Source organism: Streptomyces tirandamycinicus, from assembly GCF_003097515.1.
Taxonomy (GTDB): domain Bacteria; phylum Actinomycetota; class Actinomycetes; order Streptomycetales; family Streptomycetaceae; genus Streptomyces; species Streptomyces tirandamycinicus.
The window spans coordinates 5,452,925-5,471,499 of sequence record NZ_CP029188.1 but is presented as its reverse complement, the minus strand read 5'-3'; the positions used below and the strand labels follow the sequence as shown (position 1 = coordinate 5,471,499).

Annotated in this window: 23 protein-coding genes and 1 pseudogene; 8 read left to right on the top strand and 16 right to left on the bottom strand. The window is 73.7% G+C overall.

Annotated elements, in window-relative coordinates:
- The first annotated feature begins 59 nt into the window (after positions 1 to 59).
- Complete coding sequence (locus DDW44_RS24040) at positions 60 to 1,061, top strand: FAD binding domain-containing protein (protein WP_108908928.1); 1,002 nt, start codon at positions 60 to 62, stop codon at positions 1,059 to 1,061.
- 149 nt (positions 1,062 to 1,210) lie between these two features.
- Here DDW44_RS24040 and DDW44_RS24035 read toward each other — a convergent pair whose 3' ends face one another.
- From DDW44_RS24035 to DDW44_RS24025, 3 genes are all read right to left on the bottom strand, one after another.
- Positions 1,211 to 1,957, bottom strand: coding sequence for an aldehyde dehydrogenase family protein (locus tag DDW44_RS24035; RefSeq protein WP_108907701.1), 747 nt, complete (start codon positions 1,955 to 1,957; stop codon positions 1,211 to 1,213).
- A gap of 592 nt (positions 1,958 to 2,549) precedes the next feature.
- On the bottom strand, positions 2,550 to 3,164 hold the full coding sequence (locus DDW44_RS24030) for a ribonuclease FAU-1 family protein (protein ID WP_244224096.1): 615 nt from the start codon (positions 3,162 to 3,164) through the stop codon (positions 2,550 to 2,552).
- 86 nt (positions 3,165 to 3,250) lie between these two features.
- Positions 3,251 to 3,598 carry an alpha-amylase gene (locus tag DDW44_RS24025; RefSeq protein ID WP_244224232.1) on the bottom strand — a complete coding sequence of 116 codons (348 nt, stop codon included), beginning with the start codon at positions 3,596 to 3,598 and terminating at the stop codon, positions 3,251 to 3,253.
- 336 nt (positions 3,599 to 3,934) lie between these two features.
- On the opposite strand from DDW44_RS24025, the gene msrA reads away from it, so the two are divergent.
- Positions 3,935 to 4,456, top strand: coding sequence for a peptide-methionine (S)-S-oxide reductase MsrA (gene msrA / locus DDW44_RS24020; protein WP_017946653.1), 522 nt, complete (start codon positions 3,935 to 3,937; stop codon positions 4,454 to 4,456).
- Between the two features lie 227 nt (positions 4,457 to 4,683).
- On the opposite strand, the gene DDW44_RS24015 is transcribed toward msrA, so the two are convergent.
- From DDW44_RS24015 to DDW44_RS23960, 12 genes and pseudogenes are all read right to left on the bottom strand, one after another.
- A complete protein-coding gene (locus DDW44_RS24015; protein ID WP_108907700.1) occupies positions 4,684 to 5,061 on the bottom strand; it encodes a nuclear transport factor 2 family protein in 378 nt (125 codons plus the stop codon).
- Between the two features lie 128 nt (positions 5,062 to 5,189).
- Positions 5,190 to 5,507, bottom strand: a pseudogene (manB, locus tag DDW44_RS24010) (phosphomannomutase/phosphoglucomutase); the annotation flags it as partial.
- Positions 5,459 to 6,343: a cytochrome c biogenesis CcdA family protein gene (locus DDW44_RS24005; protein WP_108907699.1), complete on the bottom strand. Its 885-nt coding sequence runs from the start codon at positions 6,341 to 6,343 to the stop codon at positions 5,459 to 5,461. The pseudogene manB and the gene DDW44_RS24005, both read right to left, overlap by 49 nt.
- A 6-nt stretch (positions 6,344 to 6,349) precedes the next feature.
- The gene (locus DDW44_RS24000; RefSeq protein ID WP_108907698.1) at positions 6,350 to 6,946 is read right to left on the bottom strand and encodes a redoxin domain-containing protein; all 597 of its coding nucleotides are present in this window, start codon (positions 6,944 to 6,946) and stop codon (positions 6,350 to 6,352) included.
- Positions 6,947 to 7,311: 365 nt separating this feature from the next.
- Positions 7,312 to 8,034, bottom strand: coding sequence for a Crp/Fnr family transcriptional regulator (locus DDW44_RS23995; RefSeq protein ID WP_240800584.1), 723 nt, complete (start codon positions 8,032 to 8,034; stop codon positions 7,312 to 7,314).
- A 188-nt stretch (positions 8,035 to 8,222) separates the two neighbouring features.
- Entirely contained in the window at positions 8,223 to 8,711 is a 489-nt protein-coding gene (locus DDW44_RS23990; RefSeq protein ID WP_017946648.1) for a hypothetical protein, read from the bottom strand.
- A 245-nt stretch (positions 8,712 to 8,956) separates the two neighbouring features.
- Positions 8,957 to 9,748 carry a class I SAM-dependent methyltransferase gene (locus tag DDW44_RS23985; RefSeq protein WP_108907697.1) on the bottom strand — a complete coding sequence of 264 codons (792 nt, stop codon included), beginning with the start codon at positions 9,746 to 9,748 and terminating at the stop codon, positions 8,957 to 8,959.
- On the bottom strand, positions 9,745 to 11,319 hold the full coding sequence (locus tag DDW44_RS23980; RefSeq protein WP_108907696.1) for a radical SAM protein: 1,575 nt from the start codon (positions 11,317 to 11,319) through the stop codon (positions 9,745 to 9,747). The genes DDW44_RS23985 and DDW44_RS23980 overlap by 4 nt, the downstream gene beginning before the upstream one ends.
- Before the next feature lie 10 nt (positions 11,320 to 11,329).
- Positions 11,330 to 11,833: a MauE/DoxX family redox-associated membrane protein gene (locus tag DDW44_RS23975; protein WP_240800585.1), complete on the bottom strand. Its 504-nt coding sequence runs from the start codon at positions 11,831 to 11,833 to the stop codon at positions 11,330 to 11,332.
- Between the two features lie 256 nt (positions 11,834 to 12,089).
- Complete coding sequence (locus DDW44_RS23970) at positions 12,090 to 12,392, bottom strand: DUF427 domain-containing protein (RefSeq protein ID WP_017946644.1); 303 nt, start codon at positions 12,390 to 12,392, stop codon at positions 12,090 to 12,092.
- Between the two features lie 178 nt (positions 12,393 to 12,570).
- Entirely contained in the window at positions 12,571 to 13,011 is a 441-nt protein-coding gene (locus tag DDW44_RS23965; RefSeq protein WP_017946643.1) for an SRPBCC family protein, read from the bottom strand.
- Entirely contained in the window at positions 13,008 to 13,349 is a 342-nt protein-coding gene (locus DDW44_RS23960; protein ID WP_108908926.1) for an ArsR/SmtB family transcription factor, read from the bottom strand. Before DDW44_RS23960 ends, DDW44_RS23965 begins: the two co-directional genes overlap by 4 nt.
- Positions 13,350 to 13,457: 108 nt before the next feature.
- Between DDW44_RS23960 and DDW44_RS23955 the strand changes: the two genes are divergently transcribed.
- From DDW44_RS23955 to DDW44_RS23930, 6 genes are all read left to right on the top strand, one after another.
- Positions 13,458 to 13,889, top strand: coding sequence for an SRPBCC family protein (locus tag DDW44_RS23955; RefSeq protein WP_108907694.1), 432 nt, complete (start codon positions 13,458 to 13,460; stop codon positions 13,887 to 13,889).
- A 115-nt stretch (positions 13,890 to 14,004) separates the two neighbouring features.
- A complete protein-coding gene (locus tag DDW44_RS23950; RefSeq protein WP_017946640.1) occupies positions 14,005 to 14,427 on the top strand; it encodes an SRPBCC family protein in 423 nt (140 codons plus the stop codon).
- Positions 14,428 to 14,434: 7 nt separating this feature from the next.
- On the top strand, positions 14,435 to 14,764 hold the full coding sequence (locus DDW44_RS23945) for a TfoX/Sxy family protein (protein ID WP_108907693.1): 330 nt from the start codon (positions 14,435 to 14,437) through the stop codon (positions 14,762 to 14,764).
- A gap of 116 nt (positions 14,765 to 14,880) precedes the next feature.
- Complete coding sequence (locus DDW44_RS23940; RefSeq protein ID WP_108907692.1) at positions 14,881 to 15,345, top strand: SRPBCC family protein; 465 nt, start codon at positions 14,881 to 14,883, stop codon at positions 15,343 to 15,345.
- A 129-nt stretch (positions 15,346 to 15,474) separates the two neighbouring features.
- On the top strand, positions 15,475 to 16,164 hold the full coding sequence (locus tag DDW44_RS23935) for a HEAT repeat domain-containing protein (RefSeq protein WP_108907691.1): 690 nt from the start codon (positions 15,475 to 15,477) through the stop codon (positions 16,162 to 16,164).
- On the top strand, positions 16,151 to 17,152 hold the full coding sequence (locus DDW44_RS23930) for a MerR family transcriptional regulator (protein WP_108907690.1): 1,002 nt from the start codon (positions 16,151 to 16,153) through the stop codon (positions 17,150 to 17,152). Before DDW44_RS23935 ends, DDW44_RS23930 begins: the two co-directional genes overlap by 14 nt.
- Before the next feature lie 128 nt (positions 17,153 to 17,280).
- Here DDW44_RS23930 and DDW44_RS23925 read toward each other — a convergent pair whose 3' ends face one another.
- On the bottom strand, positions 17,281 to 18,573 hold the full coding sequence (locus DDW44_RS23925) for a hypothetical protein (protein WP_108907689.1): 1,293 nt from the start codon (positions 18,571 to 18,573) through the stop codon (positions 17,281 to 17,283).
- Between the last annotated feature and the right edge of the window lie 2 nt (positions 18,574 to 18,575).

The window sequence follows — 18,575 nt, the reverse complement described above, 5'->3', positions numbered from 1 at the left end:
TCGCGCCCCTCGCCGGGACCGGCCGTCCCGGGCGCCGCCCACGACCGCGGAGGCGGATGATGCGGCCCTTCGCCTACGAGCGCCCCGCGACGGCCGAGGAAGCCGTCGCGCTCGTCGCGACCCGCCCGGGCGCGGTGTTCCTGGCCGGCGGGACGAACCTGGTCGAGCACCTGAGACTGGGGATCGCCCGGCCCCAGGTGCTGGTGGACGTCACCGGACTGCCGCTGGACTCCGTCGAGGAGCTTCCCGGCGGGGGCCTGCACATCGGGGCGACGGTACGCAACGCCGACCTGGCGGCTCACCCGGCGGTGCGCGAGTGCTACCCCGTGGTCTCCCAGGCGCTGGTGTCGGGCGCATCGCCCCAGTTGCGCAACGCCGCCACCATGGGCGGGAATCTGATGCAGCGCACCCGCTGCGCGTACTTCCAGGACCCGGACACCCCCTGCAACAAGAGGCAGCCCGGCTCGGGCTGTTCGGCGCTGAGCGGTGTCACGGCCGACAGCGCGGTCCTCGGAGTCTCGGAGCAGTGTGTGGCGGTGCACCCCTCCGACGTGGCGGTCGCGTTGTCCGCCGTGGACGCCGTCGTCCTGACGGTGGGCCCCTCGGGCCCCCGCAGGGTGCCGCTGACCCGGCTGCACCGGCTTCCCGGCGACGCGCCGGAGCGGGACACTCGGCTGGAACACGGCGAGCTCATCACGGCGGTCCAGTTGCCGCCGCTGCCACCGGGGACCCGCTCGCGCTACCGCAAGGTGCGGGATCGGGCCTCGTTCGCCTTCGCGCTGGTCTCGGTCGCCGCGGTGCTCGACCTGGACGGCGGCACGGTCCGCGACGTGCGTGTCGCGTTCGGAGGGGTCGCGCCCAAACCGTGGCGCGCGACCAGGGCCGAGGCCGCCCTGCGCGGTGCTCCCGCGACGGCGGACTCGTTCGCCGCCGCGGCCTCCGCGGAGCTGGCCGCGGCACGCACCGTACCGGGGAACGCCTACAAGGTCCCTCTGGCGCGCGACACGTTCGTCGCCACGCTGCTCGACCTCTGCGAGGCAAGCCGAACTCCGCCCCGCTGACGACGGGCCCGGCGTGCGGACGCGCGAGTGGGCTTCCGGCTGCACGGGTCCACGGGCGTACGGGCGTACGGGCGTACGGGCGTACGGGCGTACGGGCGTACGGGCGTACGGGCATGGTGCGGAACGGCGCGAGCGCCCGCCGGCGCCCGCTAGCGCTGGATCGTTCCCGGAGTGATCGTCACCCGTTCGCAGTCGACGAAGTCGTCCATCACCGACGCTTCCCGGGCGGCCCCGTCGAGGGCGCACGGCACATCGGCGGCGGCGACCAGATACCGGGCGCCCGCGCCGTCCTCCTCCGTGAAACCGTTCACGACGCCACGGGGCAGCGACTCGGTCTCGGAGAAGATCCCGAAGACCAGGGCGTTGACGCGGGCCGTCTGGCTCGGCATCCGCACCACGCTGGTCGTACCGGCCGCCAGGGCCGGGGCCAGGGAGCAGATGAGCAGGACGACCGGTGACCGGCGCGGCACGACGATTCCCGCGACGCCGCGGGGGCGCCGCAGGACAAGGGAGCACTGTCCCGAGGCCGCTTCCAGGGCGCGGCCGTGCTCGGTGCGTACGAGCGAGGCGAAGTACCGCAGCCGCGACGGCACCGTCTCCGCCTCGAAGCGCGCGCGCCGCCTGCTTCCGTCCACCTGGGCCAGCGCGTCGGTCAACTGCCCCCGGCGCGCGGCGAACAGGTCGGCCATCTCGTGCAGGGTCCTGGCGCGCAGGTGCCGGTCGTCCTTCCAGCGCGTCTCGCCGAAGGCCCGCCGGGCGGCGGCGAGCGCCCGCGCCGCCATCTCGCGCCCGTCGGACCTCTGCTCCCCCGGTGCCGGACGGGCTTCGGCGCCGTCCCGCTCTCCTGGACCGACCCAGGTTCCGTCGATCCAGTGCAACGCGGTCCCAGTGGTCATGGCTCACTCCCAGCTTCGTCCGGAGCGATGAGTGAACGGACACGTCGTTGTTCGGTGCAGTGCCGGTCCGACATGGCCGCCGTACCGGACGGCGCCCGGCGCGGTGCTACCGCGCCGCGGCCCGTGTCGGCCGCCTCGGCGACGCCGCCGGTGTACCCGAGTGGCAGATCCGTCTCGTGCAAGAACGCTGATCGGTCTCGTGGTGGAGTCGCTCGGACTTCCGTGGCGCCCGAGGCGCCCGCTCAGCCGGTCCCGGGGTCCGTCCGGCTGATCTGGGGGAATCGCCGCATCGCCTGCACGCCGGGGGTTCCGGCGGTCGCCGCCGGCTCACCGGCGGGGGCCCGTGCCGCGGGCCGCCTCACCATGCTGCCGCCCCCGGGTGGCGTGCGCAACGCGAGCCCGCGACGCCCCGGTCCCGGGGCTTGCGCCGCACACCGGTCCCCGCGGGGCCGGCCGTCGGGCCCGCCCCGGCCCGGGGCGGGCCGGTACTCGCTGCCGGGGCGGGGGCGATACCGGTACCGGCTGCCGCACCGCGCAGGGGTCCGCTTCGGTCGGTGCCGAGAAGGGCGGCCGCGGTGGGCCGCGGCGGGCCTCAGCCCGCGCCCGGCGCGCCGCCGCCTTGCGCCGTCAGGGCGACGGCCGCGGGGACCTCCCACCCGGCGGGCGGCGCCCACTCCCGCCACCGCTCCCACCAGCACTCACCGCGTTCGACGAGATCGGCGACCCGAGAGGCGGCCGCCCGCACACCGGCCGCCTCCTCCGCCGTGAAGCCGCCGGTGCGCACCCGCTCCTCGAAGGCCTCGACGTCCTTCCAGCGGTACGGGGAGCCGTCGCCGGGAATGATGAGGTCCAGTTCGTGGTCGAGCGTGTCGAACCCGCGCTCCGTACGGATGAACGGAGCCTGGAAGTTGACGTACCACTCGCGTAGTCCGTCCCCGTCCCAGCGGCCCCACACCGCGTAGCCGTCGCCCGGGCGCTGGAGTTGGAGCACGCCGCCCGACTGCCATTCGGGCGCGAGCGCCCGCCAGGGGTGCGGGCCCCAGCGGAAGTCGCCGTGGCCGAAGGTGAGGGGCGTGCCCCGGGCCAGGTACACGGCGAGGGCGTGCTCGTCGTCACCCGCGACCCGCACGGGGTGGACCAGCCACTCGAGTCCGTCGAGCATCTCTCGGCGGACGATGACCTCGCCCACGCGGAATCGTGTGTCCATCCGGCGCAACCGTAGCACCCTCCCCGGCGGGCGGACCTGGCCGGGGCGCGGGCCCAGGCGGGGCGCGGGCGCGGGCGCGGGCGGGATCAGTGGGGTGGCGGGCACAGCCGGACCCGCACGACGCCGTTGCCGCCGGGGCCGTACCCGGGGAAGGTGACCGTCGCGCCCGGCTGGGCCTCGCGACAGGGCACTCCGGTGCCGTCGGTGTACTCCACCGTCAACCGGTACGCGGTGTCGCAGGCGTTGGTCACGTGGGTGTAGCGCCAGGTCGCCGCGTAGTGGACGCACTCGGGCGCGGGCTCGTCTCCTCCGGCCGCCGGCGCTGCCTGGGCCGCACCGGCCGCCGTCAGCACCGTCAGCACCGTCAAGACCGTCAGCCCCGTCAGCACCGACAGCACCGCCGCACCGACAACTGAAGCGGCCGTCCGCAACATCGAAGCTTCTAATTCAGAAGTTGAATGCATGGAGACAAGTCTGCCCCCAACCCGTGCGAGTGGGGCCGGATTTGGCCAGCTCGGCGACTTCAGTTCATGAACTGTTCGAGTCGATCTCCCTGAACCGCTCCCATCCAGGCGAACCCGCCGCCGCGCGGCGACACCATGCGCCGCGGATCCCCGGGGCCTCCCGCACCGTTCCGTTCCGCCCAGCCCGGCCCGGTGCGGCCCGGTGCAGGGCAGTGCAGGGCAGTGCAGGGCAGTGCAGGGCAGTGCGGGGCGGAACGGTGCGGAACGCTGCGGGAGACTGGGGTCCGGACAGAAAGGACATGGGACATGACTTCCCGAACCGAGAAGGCCGTTCTGGCGGGCGGCTGCTTCTGGGGCATGCAGGACCTCATCCGCAGGCAGCCGGGCGTGCTGGCGACCCGAGTCGGCTACACCGGCGGCGACACCCCCGACGCGACGTACCGGAACCACGGGGACCACGCCGAGGCGATCGAGGTGGTGTACGACCCCGAGGCGACCGGCTACCGCGATCTGCTGGCGTTCTTCTTCCAGATCCACGACCCGACCACCAGGGACCGCCAGGGCAACGACATCGGCCGGAGCTACCGCTCGGCGATCTACTACGCGGACGAGGAGCAGCGGCGGATCGCGGTCGACACCATCGCCGACGTCGAGGCGAGCGGCCTGTGGCCGGGTCCGGTGGTGACCGAGGTGGAGCCGCTGGGCGACTTCTGGGAGGCGGAGCCGGAGCACCAGGACTACCTGGAGCGCTACCCGGACGGGTACACCTGCCACTTCCCGCGCCCCGGCTGGAAGCTCCCCCGCCGGGGCGCCGGGGCGGCGAGCTGACCGACCGGCCCCGCCGCCGTCCCCCGCCCCGGGAAGGCGCGGCGGCGCGGGTCCCCGGCGTCCCCGGACGCCGCGCGGACGCGCCTTCGGGGCGGCCCCGCCGAGACCGGAAGCGACTCCGGCCGGCTCGCCCGGACCCGGGCGCGGCACCGTGCCCCCACCGGGGAACCCGTGCCCGGCACCGGGCCCCACCGGGGAACCCGTCCCGGGCCGCGCCGCCGTGCGGTCTACTGCGGGACGGGGGTGGCCTGGTGGTAGTACATCCGCCAGCCGGTACCGTCGCTCCGGTCGCGCCAGAGCGAGCTGCGGCGTGCCCGCCGGCCGTCGAGCGAGGTCTCGTACGTCAGGTGCACCACCCCGGGCGCCAGAACCGCCCCCGTGATGTCCGACGGCCGGTACCGGGGGCCTTCCTCGGAACCGCACGCCATGTCCGGCAGCGCGGCGAGCATCTCCTCGCGGGTCCAGCGCCGGCCTGAAGCACCGACCTCGACGAACTCGGGGTCCAGCAGTTCTCCGGCGAGGGACCGCGACGCCCGCACGCGGGGGTCCATGAGCCGCAGCTCGCCCGCGACCGCCTCGTTCACGTCGTTCGATGCATGCTTCACAGCGGCATTCTCGCCCCGGCCGCCCCGGCCACGGCCATCGCCCCACCCCGGCCACGGCCATCGGGTTTCCGCCGGCCGGCCCTGGCGACGCGGCTGCGCCGCGGGGCGGGCCGAGGCGCGGCGAGATGGCCGAGGTCCACGCCCTCCTCCCGTACCCGCTTCTGGAGGTCCACGAGGTTCTTGGGGTCGAGGGGGTTGGCTTCGTGGTTGGGGAACGTACCGTCCAGTTCGAAGTACATCGGGATGAGCTCGACCGGCAGGGACGCGAAGACCTTCGGCACGGTGTGGCCGCCCATGCCGTTGCCCGCGTCCACGACCACCCTCAGCGGGCGGATCGTCGCCAGGTCCACCAGGGAGAGCAGGTGGGAGGCGTAGTCGTCGAGGGTGTCGCGCTCGGTCACCGAGGTGCGGGCGGCGCGGCCGTCGCCCGGGCGCGCGGGCGACGGGCCCGCCGCAACCGGGCCAGCGCCACCGCCGTGACCAGCAGGGCCGCGAACAGGGCGGCGACGCCCGCGGGGCCCACCGTGTCCAGGGCGTCGGCGATGGTGCGCTGGAGGGCGCCCGCGGCGTCGATGACCGGATCCCGGGTGGCGGGGTCGCGCTGGACCCGGATCTCGTACCAGCCGTAGTACGCCACATACGCGCCCACGAGGAGCAGCAGCGCGCCGCCGAGGCGGGGGGCGGCGGCGCCGAGGCGGCGCAGCCGCGTGACGGCGGTGGTGCGGGTGAGGGCGACGGTGAGGGAGGCGGCTCCGACGATCAGGCCCATGCCGGCGGCGTAGGCGACGAAGAGGGCGACCCCCTCGCCGGTGGAGCCGCTGCGGACGGCGGACACCACGATCGCGAGGAACGGGGCGATGGTGCAGCCCAGGGAGGCCGCCGCGTACGCCATCCCGAACAGTGCCATGGAGGGCACGGAGCGGGTGAGGCCGGGCGCCCGGCGGACCTTGGGCGCCGGGGAGGGCAGCCGGCGGCCCGCGAGCAGCCAGGCCCCGGCACCCGCCATGAGGAGCCCGAAGGCGATGGTGAACCAGGGCAGATGCTGCTGCACCTGACCGGCGACGGGCTGCACGGCCAGTCCGAAGATCCCGAAGAGGGCGGCGAATCCGGCGGTCATGGCGGCGGTCGCGGTCAGGGCCCGGCCGATGGCGACGGCCCGGCTGGGGCTGTCGTCGCCGAGGACGAGGAGGGACAGGTAGGCGGGGAGCAGGGCGAAGCCGCACGGGTTGACGGCGGCGAGCATGCCCGCGGTGAGCGCGAGGGCGAGGGGCAGATCGGGCATCGCGGTTCAGCCGGTGAGTCCGGCGACCTTCTCGGCCAGTCCGTCGCCGCCGGGCAGGACGCCCTCGTAGACGGTCTTGCCGTTCTTGTCGAGGATGACGTAGTGGCTCTGCTCGGTGACCTCGAACCGCTTCCACACGTCGCCGGCCTCGTCGGACAGGTGGGGGAAGCCCGCCGTCTTCGTGTCGGCGACGAAGTCCTTCATGGCGGCGTTCCCGTCCAGACCCGCCACACCGACCACGTTGGCCTTGCCGGTGTACTCGGCCGCGACCCTGGCCGTCTCGGCCGCCTGCGCCCTGCACTTGGGGCACCAGGGCGCCCAGAACCACAGCACGGTCGGCTTGCCCGCGAGGGTCTTCGCGTCGAACGGCTCGCCGTCCACGGTGGTGCCGGTGAACCTCAGCGCCTCGGGCGCATCGGCGCCGCCGCCGGTGTCACCGCCGTCCGACGCGGGGGGCGGGGCCGGTGACGGCTCCGCCGAAGGCACCGCCCCGGTGTCGCCACCCGGGCCGGAGCCGCCCGGGGAGCCGCCTTCGGCACCGCATCCGGCGACCGTGAGCAGCGTGGCGGCCAGGGCGGCGGGGAGGAGGGTGCGGGCGCGCATGGCGGACTCCTGTCGGGTACTCGGCTCGGTTCCGGTGCGACTGTAGGTCCCACCGGACCGGCGCGGGCGGAGTGCGGTCCTTACGGTTCGATGACGGCGGTGTCGGTGGCGGCCGGGTCCGGCGGTCGCCCGGCCCGTGACGGCCGGGTCCGGCGACCGCCCGGTCCGGTCCGGTGCGGGACCGGACCGGCGGAGGCCCGGCACCGCGAAGGCCCGGTCCGGTGACCGCCCGGCCCGTGACGGCCGGGTCCGGCGACCGCCCGGTCCGGTGCGGGACCGGACCGGCGGAGGCCCGGCACCGCGAAGGCCCGGTCCGGTGACCGCCCGGCCCGTGACGGCGACGGCAGCGCGGCGGCTCGCGGGCGTCAGCCCCCGGCGTCCCTGAGCCGGGCGGCGTCGAGGACGGTGATACGCCCGCGGGCGAGGCGGATCATCCCCTGGTCCGCGTAGTCGTGGAGCACCTTGGTGCAGGTCTCCCGCGAGGTCCCCGCGAGAGCGGCGATCTGCTCGTGGGTGAGCGCGATCTGCGGGTGGCGCCCCACGGGACGCAGCGGACCGGCGGGGGGCTGGGCGGCGGTGAGAGTGCCCAGGGTGGTGGCGATGCGCTGGGCTACGGTCTTGAAGACGCTGTCGGACAGGCGCTGTTCCAGCTCGGCCAGGCGGCGTCCCAGGATCGCGGTGATACGGGCCGCGATACGGGCGTCGGACAGCAGCAGCCGGTTCACGTCGGCGCGGCTCATCACGCAGACGATGACGTCGTCCAAGGCCTCGGCGTAGTTGTCGTACATGTGCTGCCCGAGCAGGACCATCTCCCCGAAGATGGTGCCCGGGGTGATGATCGCGGTGGTCAGCGCCCGCCCGTCGGCGGACACCCGGAACACCCGCACCCGGCCCTTCTTGAGGATGAACAGCACCTCGCTGGGCTGGTCCGGCGAGTGGAGGATCTCGCCCGCGCCGTAGGTCTTCATCGGCGCCGCCTCCGCGATGGCGGCCATCTCCTGCTCCGACAGGTCGCAGAAGATGTCCACTTCGGCCATGCACCACGTCCCCTGCCCGCCCGCGTCGCCGTCCGTGTAGGCGTGGGTCATCGTGTGCGTCTCCTCCCGTCGTCCCGGGGCCCAGGGCGGGGGCGCGGCGCCCCACGCCGGGCCGGCCAGCGCGTCGGCGCTGTCGGCCAGACAGTAGGACACCGCGATGCCGTCGTCGCGTGACCGACGCGGCGCGGCGCCCGGCCCTGGGCCATCGGGGCGCGGGGCCGGCGCGGACGGTGCAGGGTTCATCGGACGGCCGGACCTGTGTCCCGGTCGCTCGCGGCCTGGGCGATCGCGGCGTAGGTCAGACCGGCGAGCAGCCCGAAGACCAGATGGGCACCGAGGCTGGAGGCGGTGACGGCGTTCCACTCGAAGACCGGCATGCCCATGTTGGCGGGCATGATCCACAGTGCGCCGACGAACCACCACAGCACGCCGTAGGCCAGCCCGAGGACGGCACCGGCGGCGAGGCGCCGGGCGTACTGCCCGGCCAGCACGCCGAAGACGCCACCGGCGAAGAGCGCGATGGCCAGGTGCACGATCCAGCCGACGAAGGCGTTGGTCGAGCCGAGGAGCCCGGCGACCATGGTGATCATCGCGGTGTCCGCCATCGGCCGCGACACCGACATCCAGATGCCCATTCCGACCCCGCCGACCAGACCGGCCGCGGCTCCCCACACCGCGTGGACCGGGATGACGGCCGTACTCGGGGATACGTGCGTGGTGGCTGCCATGGTGAGCGCCCCCTCATGTGGGAGTGGTGTGTGTCTCTGGCGATCCACGCTATGGGCGGCACCGGGGGCGGGTATGTGAGGCCGCTTACGTACCCGGTGGTAGCTCGGCGCCGGGGGCCGGTACACGGTGTCGGTTTCACGGGGCCGGTTTCACAGGGCCGGCTTCACAGGGTCGGTGCCATGGACCGGTGTCACGGGACCGGTGTCACGGGACCGGTTCCATGCGCCGGTTCCATGCGCCGGTTTCACGGGGCCGGTTTCACGGCGGTCAGCAGGGCGTAGCCGAGGGCGCCGTCGGCCACGGCGGTGCGCGCCGCCCCCAGCACGGCGGGGGCCGCGCCCGGGTCGACGCCCGCGTCCGCGAGCCTGGCGGGCGAGGTGATGCGCAGCAGGTTCAGCCGGGCCTCGATCTGGTCGATCATGCGGAGCATGGCGGCGTCGTGGCGCTCGGTGGTGACGGTGCGCAGGCCTGCGCCCGCCAGGACGGCGGCGTACGCGGTCAGCGGGCGGGCGTCGGCGACGCAGGCGATCCGGGCGCCGACGCTCCTGAGTTCGGGCGGGAGCCGGTCCGGGGCGGCGGTGACGTCGGTGATGCCGACCCGGCCCCCGGGGCGCAGTACCCGGGCGAACTCGGCGGCCGCCCGGGCCTTGTCGGGGAAGGTGCACAGGGCGCACTCGCACACCACCACGTCGAACACGCCGTCGTCGTACGGCAGGTTCTCGGCGTCGCCGGTGACGAACCCGGTCCGCTCGGCGAATCCGGCCGCCTGGGCCGCTCCCTGGGCGAGGGCGGTGTTGGCGGCGGAGTAGTCGACGCCGTCCACCCGTACGCCGTAGACGCCGGCGAGCAGCAGCGCGGTGGTGCCCCGGCCGGAGGCCACGTCCAGCACGCGGCCGTCGCGGGCGAGCCCCAGCGTGTCGGCGAGGCGGCGGGTCAGGGCGGTGCCGCCGGGGTGGTAGGAGTCGCCGAGCAGCAGGGCGACGACGTCCCTGGAGTAGGCGTCGGCGCAGCAGCTCTTGATCTCTTCGCTGTTCACGGCTGCTCCTGGGCGGCGGTGGGGACGGTCTTCGAGCCGTACGGGGTCGTGGTGAGCCGGGGGGCGAGCGGCAGGGCGTTGGGGACGACCTGGGCGACGGGCACCCCGGACATCTCGGCGCGCACCTGCTCGCGGTAGCCGACGGAGTTGTACGCGCAGAACGGGATGAGGCGCCCGTCGGGGGTGATCTCCTCGACGCAGCACTTCATCAGCTGCTTGACGTTGAGGGTGTAGGGGTCCTGGAAGTCCTGTACGACGATCATGAACGCCTTGTCGTCGAGCTGCTTCACGGCCCGGGGCAGGTCGATGCCGCAGCTGTCCGCGCAGTCCAGCGCCTCGGCGGCGGCCCGCAGCTTCTCCTCGGTCGTCGCCGTGCCCATGAACGCGGAGGCCGACCACAGCTTCTCCAGGGCCTCGCGGATGCCGGTGTCGGGCATCACGCGGTTGGTGACGTAGTCGAGATGGTCCTCCACGTTCAGCAGCCTCGGGATCGGCACGACGGTGCGGTCGCCCGGTTCGCCGTCGACGATCAGGTAGGTGATGGAGCGGCAGGTGGGGAAGCAGCAGGGGACGGGGAAGAAGTCGCCCTTGCGGAACCAGTCCGGGCGCTGCTCGGTGATCAGCCGGATGACGTCGGGGTTGGTGAGCCGGTCCAGCGGGTCGAACTCGACGTGCCGGCCGGAGTGGGTGACCGGCTGAAAGGCCACGGAGCGCACGGCGGGATGGTCGATGCCGTACTCGACGACGGCCCCGAGCTCGTGCTCGTTCAGGCCGCGCTCGACGGCGGCGACGAGGGTGACGGTGAGTCCGGCCTCGGCGCAGTTGTCCAGGGCCCGCCGCTTGAACGAGCGCAGGTCGCGGCCCCGGATCTCCAGGTGGGTGCGCTCGTCGAAGCCGTCGAACTGGAGGTAGACGTTCACCGACCGGCCCGGGGTCCGGTTGCGTTCGCCGAGCCTGGCGACGAAGTCCCGGTCGGTGGCGAGCCGGATGCCGTTGGTGTTGAGGTTGACGCACGCGATGGGGCGGGCCTGGGCCAGGTCGATGAAGTCGAGGATGTGCTTGTGGATGGTGGGCTCCCCGCCGGAGAACATCACCACCTCCGCCTCGCCCTCGGATGCCACGAAGGCGTCGAGCATCCGCGCGCACTGCTCGTGGGTGATGGAGTAGCCGTCGCCGTGGTGTCCGGAGTCGGCGAAGCAGATCGGGCAGTCCAGGTTGCAGCCGGTGTTGACCTCGATGATGCCCAGGCAGGCGTGCTGCTTGTGGTCCGGGCACAGCCCGCAGTCCAGCGGGCAGCCGTCCTTGACCTCGGTCTGGAAGGCCAGCGGGATGGTGCCGGGCTTGTTGAACCGCCCCGAGCCGAGGTACTCCTCCGCGTCACCGTAGACCAGGGCCTCGAACTCGCCGTGGTCGCGGCATCGCTTGCGCAGGTAGACCTTGCTCTCGCGGATGTTGACCTGTGCGTCGACGGGCGTCTTGCACACGGGGCAGATCGACTTGGTGAACTCCACGAACACCTCGTCGCGGTCCGCCTTGCGCCGGGGCGCGGATGCACGGGACGGCTGGGGCATGGCCGGCTCCTCACTCGGAAGGGTCTTGTCGGTCGGGCGTCCCGGCCCCGGATCCGGCTCCGGTTCCGGCCCCGCCGCCGGAGGCCGCCGCGGGCGGTGCGGCGGTCGCGGGCGCGGTCCCGAGGGCCGTGCGGAGCAGCACACCGGCGTAGAGCAGCAGCAGCGCGTCCTGGACGAGGACGAACCAGCTCAGGCGCTGGACGAGGTAGATGCCGAAGCAGCCGCAGTTCGCCACCGTGAGTCCGCGGGCGAACGCCTGGACGGCCAGCAGAGCCCACACCACCGCGACGCCGGTGAACACCAGCACCGGTGCGAGCGCGCGGGACCGCGGGCGAGCCAGGAACCACACACCGCACACCAGCTCGCCCACGATCAGTGCCACGGCGAGCACGGCCGCCGCCGGACCGGCGACCAGTCCGTACTCGGCCAGGATTCCGGGCATCTGCCGAAGGGAAGCGAGCTGCCCGGCCGCCATCGCGACGAACAGCGCGCCCAGCACGAGCCGCAACACCATGCTCCGCACGCTATGCCGACGGCGCCGCCGGGATCTGTAAGCGCGCTCACCGAAGCGGCAGCGCGGCGCGGGGATCCCCCGGACGTGTGCGCACCGCCGCCGGCGGCGGGTCAGCGGCGGGTCAGCGGAGGGTGTACGGCGGCCGGCGCCGACACAGGGCGGCGGCGGGCGGCACCGGCACGGATCGGCGGGCACCCGGGTCGGCGATCACCGGGGCAGCGGGGGGCGGGTCGGCCGGTGGCGGCGCGGCGGCCGCTCACGCCGCAGGGCCGGGCTCGCCCTCGACCCGCACGCCCCACCCGAACGCGACATGACCTTTGATCCGGCGGGCGAAGGGGCTGGGGCGGGGGTAGTACCAGGCCGCGTCCGGCATGGTCCGCCCGTCGACGGTGACGTCGTAGTACCGGGCGAGCCCCTTCCAGAAGCACAGAGACCGGGAACGGCTCTCGGTGAAGTACGCGCGGCGCAGCGCCTCGGGCGGGAAGTAGTGGTTGCCCTCGACGACCACCGTGCGCTCCGCTTCCGCGATGACGGTGCCGTTCCAGATGGCACGCAGCATGGGCATGCTCCTCGTCGTGCGCCGGCCGGGACGTTCCCCCGGTGTCCCTTGTTCCGGTTCACGCTATGCCCGGCCGGCGGCCCGGTTCCGTGACGGCGCTCACCGTCTGCGGGGTCCGCAGCAGCCGGAGACGCGGCGGACGGCGGCGTTCATGCCGGCGGCCGCGCTGCGGGGGCGGTCACGCCCACGAGTCGGGGCCGGGGTCGCCGCCCTCCGCTCGTACGGCCAGGCGCTGGACGTAGTGCGTCCAGCCCTCCTCGTGGGCGGCGCACGCCTCGGGAGTGGGCAGTCCGCTGTGCACCAGGCGCAGCCGTGTGCCCTCGGCGACGGGCTCGAGTGTGATCTCCACGGTGGTGGAACCGGGCGGCACGGGCATACCGCTGCCCTGGGCCCAGCCCCAGGTGAAGACCAGGCGCTTGGGCGGGTCGACCACGACGAAGCGGCCCTCGGCGACGTTTCCGCCCGTGACGTTCGTCCGGTAGGGCCCGTCGGGTTCGAAGGAGAACTCGCCGTCCTTGCCCATCCAGGACAGCCACTTGTCCCGGTCGGTGAAGAAGGAGAACACCGTCTCCGGGCGGGCCGCGATGCGCCGCTCCACGGTGACTGCGCCTGTGCTCACTGGGTCGTCCCTTCGGACTTCTCGTCTCGCTCCGCCGCTTCCGCCGCTTCGGCCGCTTCCGCCAGTTCGGCGAGTGCGTCGAGCCGGGCGGCCCACATCGACGCCAGATAGTCGGCCAGCGGGCCCATGCCCTCGCGGTCCGCGCGGTAGAAGCGCCTCTTGCCGTCCCGTCGCAGCGTAACCAGACCCGCGTCCCTGAGCACTTTGAGGTGCTGGGAGACCGCGCCGAACGTGACGTCGAACCGGTCGGCGATCTCACCGGCCGACAGTTCCTCGTCCCAGACGAGGCGCAGTATCTCGCGCCGTCTGGGCTCGGCGACCGCCCGTACCGCATCCATGCAGATCATTTTAGCCACCACTTCAGCTTGCGGGCGCGGCGAACTTATTTTAGTGTCGACTAAAGCAAGGTCCGGGCGCCGCTCCGGACCCCGACGAAGGGACTCCTCATGGCCGACATCGCGCTTCAGATCCGGGTGGACGCCGACCCGGACACCACCTACCGGGCGATCTCCACCCCCGACGGCGTCGCCGGCTGGTTCACCACCGGTGCGGAGGTCGGAGAGGGCGCGGGCGCCCTGCACCGGCTGTCCTTCCCCGGCAGCACCCCGGCGACCTGGGACTTCCGCGTCGAGACCGCGGATCCCGGCAAGCGCCTGACGCAGACCGTGGTCGCGGGCCCGCCGCAGTGGATCGGCACGGAGATCGTCTACGCCCTGGAGGCGCACCCGGAGGGCGGCACGGTCGTACGGTTCGACCACACCGGCTTCGCCGCGGTCGACGACATGTTCCGCGAGGTCACCATGGGCTGGGCCGGCATGTTCACCCGCCTGAAGGAGTACGTGGAGACCGGAACGCCGGTGCCGTACTTCACCGTCTGACCGGGCCCCACCCGCCACCGAGCCCCCACCGAGCCCCCGCCGAGCGCCTCCATCCGGGCGCTCTCCGCTGCAACCCCCCGGCCCGCGGCGGCCGGCCCCGCAAGGAGTACGACCCATGTCCGAGATCACCTTCCAGGTCGACATCGCTGCCGACCGCACCAGGGTCCATGAGGCCCTCAACTCGCACGACGGCCTCACCGGCTGGTGGACCACCGCCGTGAACCGCGAGGACGAGATCCTCTTCTTCGACTTCCCCGAGGCCCCCGAGCCCTTCCGGCTCCGCCGCGACCGCGCGGACCGGGACGAGGTCCGCTGGACGTCCGTCGGCGCCTTCCCGCCGCACTGGTCCGGCACCGTCATCGCCTGGCGGCTCTCCGACGCCCCCGCGGCGGACGGCACCCGCGTGCTCTTCCGGCACACCGGGTGGCCCGACGAGGACCCCGACCTCCCGCCTGCGGCGTACACCTGGGGCATGCTCATGACCCGGCTCAAGCAGTACGCCGAGACCGGCACCCCGCAGCCGCTGTTCACCCTGTGAGGTCACCGTGGCATACGACGAAGGGCTCGCCCAGCGCATCCGCGAGCACCTCGGCGCACAGGACCACATCACCGAGAAGCGCATGTTCGGCGGCCTGTCGTTCCTGTGCGGGGGCAACATGGCGGTCGGCGTCATCGGGGACGAGCTGATCGTCCGCGTCGGTCCGGACGGCGCCGCCGCCGCGCTGTCCCGGCCCGGCGCACGCGTCTTCGACTTCACCGGGCGCCCCATGCACGGCTGGGTCGCGGTCGCCGCGTCCGCGCTCGCGGAGGACGCCGCCCTGCACGGCTGGCTCGACCAGGGCCACGGCTACGCGCTCGGCCTGCCGCCCAAGTAGCGGGTACCGCATGCCGTCCGGGAGGAAGCACACGCAGTGTGCGCAGCACCGCGGAACACCACATACAGGGCACAGCACACAGGACACGACATGACAGAACGGGAAACGACACGGTCATGACGATCGACGAAACGGCGGAGCGGGTCATTCCGCTGCCACCCGAGCAGGTGGCGGACTACGCCGTGGACTGGCGCAACGACCCCGAATGGACCCAGGGAATCCGCGAGTCGGCCCTGACCCGGGAGGCGGACACGGGCGGGTTCGGCGTCGGCGCCGAGGTGACCCGCACCGCGTACTTCCTCGGCAAGCGCATCGACTACGTGCTGCGCGTCGCCGCGTACGAGCCCGCCGGGCTGCTGGACATGGTGTCTGTCGCCGGCCCGATGGCCATGCACGTCACCTACACCTTCGCCCCGCATCCGCGCGGCACGCTCGCCCGTATCCGCGTCCGGGGCGACGCCCGCGGCTACTACCGCCTCGCCGCGCCCGTCATGGCGCGACAGGTCCGGTCCTCCCTGGCCAAGGACCTGCGCGACCTCGAGCGCAGGCTGATCGAACGCGGAGGGGCCGCGGAGGCCTGACAGACGCCACCGGCCGCTGCCCGAGTACACCCGGGGCACCCTCTCGGCGACTCGTGATGCGGCCGGCCGGCACCGCTTGACCTTGACACGGTGACAAGGTTTTCACTGCTTCCCCAGGAGGTGGTCCCGATGACCGTGGCAAGGCGGGACTTGGATGCGATGCGAGCGCTCCGGGCACTGGAGGACGGCCGCTCGTCCGTGCGGTTGCGGGCCGCCCTGGCGGTCGGTACGGAGCCTGACCCGCGCTTCGTCGACAAGCTCGTCGAACGATGCGCGATCGAGCCGGAGTTCTTCGTCCGCGACATGCTGACCTGGGCGCTCACCCGCCACCCGGTGTCCCTGACACTCCCCGGGCTGCTGCGCGAGGTCCGCTCGGAGCGTGCGCAGGCACGGAGCCAGGCGCTGCACACGCTGTCCAAGATCGGGGACCGGCGGGCGTGGCCGGCGATCACATGGGAGCTGCTGTCCGACGCCGAGGACGACGTGGCGAGGAGCGCCTGGCGGGCCGCGGTCGTGCTCGTTCCCGGCGGCGAGGAGTCCGCCCTGGCCACGATGCTGACGACGCAGCTCGGGCGCGGTGAGCGGGAGACGCAGCTGAGTCTCAGCCAGGCGCTGGTCGCGCTCGGGGAAGTGACCGCACCGGCTCTGCGCGCTGCGACGACGGCCTCCGACCCGCGTGTGCGTGCGCACGCGATCGCCACGCAACGGCTGTTGCGCGACCCGGACGCCGGATTCGGGTTGGCGATCGAGGAGGCCAAGCGCGTCGTGGCCCTCGCCGGGGCCCCGGGGACGGACGATGAGAACCGTGCTGATCGGTGAGGTGTCGAGACGGTCCGGGGTCAGTGCCCGCATGCTCAGGCATTACGAATCGCTTGGCCTGGTGCGGCCGTCGGGGCGCACGGGCTCCGGCTACCGGGAGTACTCCGCGGAGGACATCCGGCGGATCTTCCACATCGAGAGCCTGCGGTCGCTGGGGCTGTCGCTGCAGGAGATCGGACGCGCGCTCGACGATCAGGGCTTCACGCCCTCGGCACTCGTCGACGACCTCATCCGTCGGACACGCGACCGCATCGCGGCCGAGACCGAGTTGCTCACCCGGCTGCGCCGGATCCATGCCGCGGAACCCGTTGGCTGGGAGGACGTCCTCCAGGTCGTCGCGCTCCTCCGGGCACTCGCGTCCCAGAGCGCCGCAGAGCGCCAGCGCGCGGCCCTCTCCTCGGGCGACGAGGTTCCGGTGCCGGTGGATGCCCTGGTCGAGGCTGTGCTGGGTGAGCCGGAGCCGAACGTCGCCGGAGCCCTCCGATGGGCGCTGGCGCGATCGGGCGGCGGCACGGCACTGCTCGCGGAGGGCCTCGACTCACCGGTGGCCGCGGTGCGGGAGCGTGCCGTTCGGGCCCTCGCCGAGATGCCCGGCGATGAGGCCACCGCACAGCTCCGCGGCGCCCTCGCGAACCGCGACGGCACGGTCCGCGGGCATGCGGCTCTGGCGCTCGGGACACGTGGAGTGGCCGATGCGGTGCCGGCGCTCATCGACATGATCGTGGAGGGGAGGAACGACACCGACGCGGCCGACGCACTCGGCGCGCTGGCGTCCGACACCGCGACGGCCGATCGGATCGCGACCAGGCTCGTCGACCGCCTCGCCCACGACGTCACCGGAGCGCCCGCACGCGGACGGTTGACCCAGGCGCTGGCGGACATCCCGGGGGCCACGGCGTCACGTGCCCTCGTGGATCTGTCGCATGACGGAGACCGTGCCGTCGCGCTGACGGCCGCGTACCTTCTCCGGCTACGCGACGCGCGGTGACGGATCCCTCCCCGGGTGCCCCGCACGAGGCCCGCCGGGAGCGGAACGGTCGCGCGCATGTCGCCGTCCGCCGACGGACCGCTTCCGGAGGCGGGGCGGCCGCACGACGCGGGGTGGCGCCGGCGGCCTCATGCGACGAGCAGCCCGATGCCGCACAGTGTGTAGCCGATCATGAGAACCAGCAGCGGAACGCCTCCCGCCACCGCGCGAGCCGGCGGGAACAGGCGTACCGACCGGTCGTGCGCCGCGACGACACCGAGGACGTGGCCGGTGACCACCGCCGCCACCTGGAGGGTGGCCAGGCCCGCCGGCCCGAGCGGCGGGTCCGGCGCGGTCGGCGCGCCGGTTCCGGTGCCGTCGATGGCGAGCACCACCGTCCGGGGCCCCTCGGTGGTCAGCAGGGAGAAGTAGTGGGCGACCAGGTAGCCGGCGGCGATCGGCAGCAGGGAGTGGGCGAAGGCCCCGAACGGGCGTGGCACCGGCCCGGCGATCAGCCGGGCGCTGCCCGCGCACACGACGTAGAGGACGGCGATGCCGCCCACGGTCCCGATCAGGCCCGCGGTCGCGGTCGCGGTGCGGCCCAGCGGTGACGACTGCAGCGTGTTGATCCACCACGGTGTGTCCGAGAAGCCGTCGTAGGCCGTGCTGCCGAGCAGCACGCACACGGTGGCCACCAGGCCCGGGATCCGGGGGGTGCCGTCGAGTCCGTGCAGCGGGTTGCGGAGGACCAGCCGCCGGTCGGCTCCGCGCCCCAGGGGGGCGAGCCGGGCGAGCAGTGCGGAGTAGACCTCGAACGCGTCGCACCGGTCGAACCAGGCACGGCCGCAGACGGCCGCACCCGCCAGTTGCACGGCGGCGTAGCACAGCAGGAAGACCAGCAGAGCGGTGCGGGAAGCGGGCGCGGGGGAGGCGAGTTCGAGCCAGGTGAAGGCCAGCAGCCCGGCCGCCGCCGGCCAGTGGCCGAGCCGCCGGGCCGGCTCCCGCCGGTCGGCGTCGGGTGACCGCCGAAGGGCACGGCAGCCGAGCATGTGCACCGTGCGCAGCGGGTTGAGCAGCCGCCACACGGGGCCGAGGAGCATCGAGGCCGGGACCAGGCCCACCCAGAGCAGCACGTAGACCGCGCCGGGCGCCGGGTTCCGCTCCGGGTCGTCCGGTCCGGCCAGCAGGTGGACCAGTACGGCGGTGGCGGCGGCGAGCCCCAGTGCCCGCAGACCGCCGCGCAGGGTGCGGGAGTTCGCCGCGCGCTGGAGCACCGCGGGCAGCGGGTGGCCGGACCGGTCGCCGCGGAAGCGGGACTCCGGCCAGAGCAGGCCCAGCGCCAGGAAGGAGAACAGCAGCGCGGCGAACGCCCCCGCGTAGGCGTGGAAGGCCGATACCGGCAGGTCGTGCCGGGAGCCGACACCGTGCGCGAGAACGTGCACGC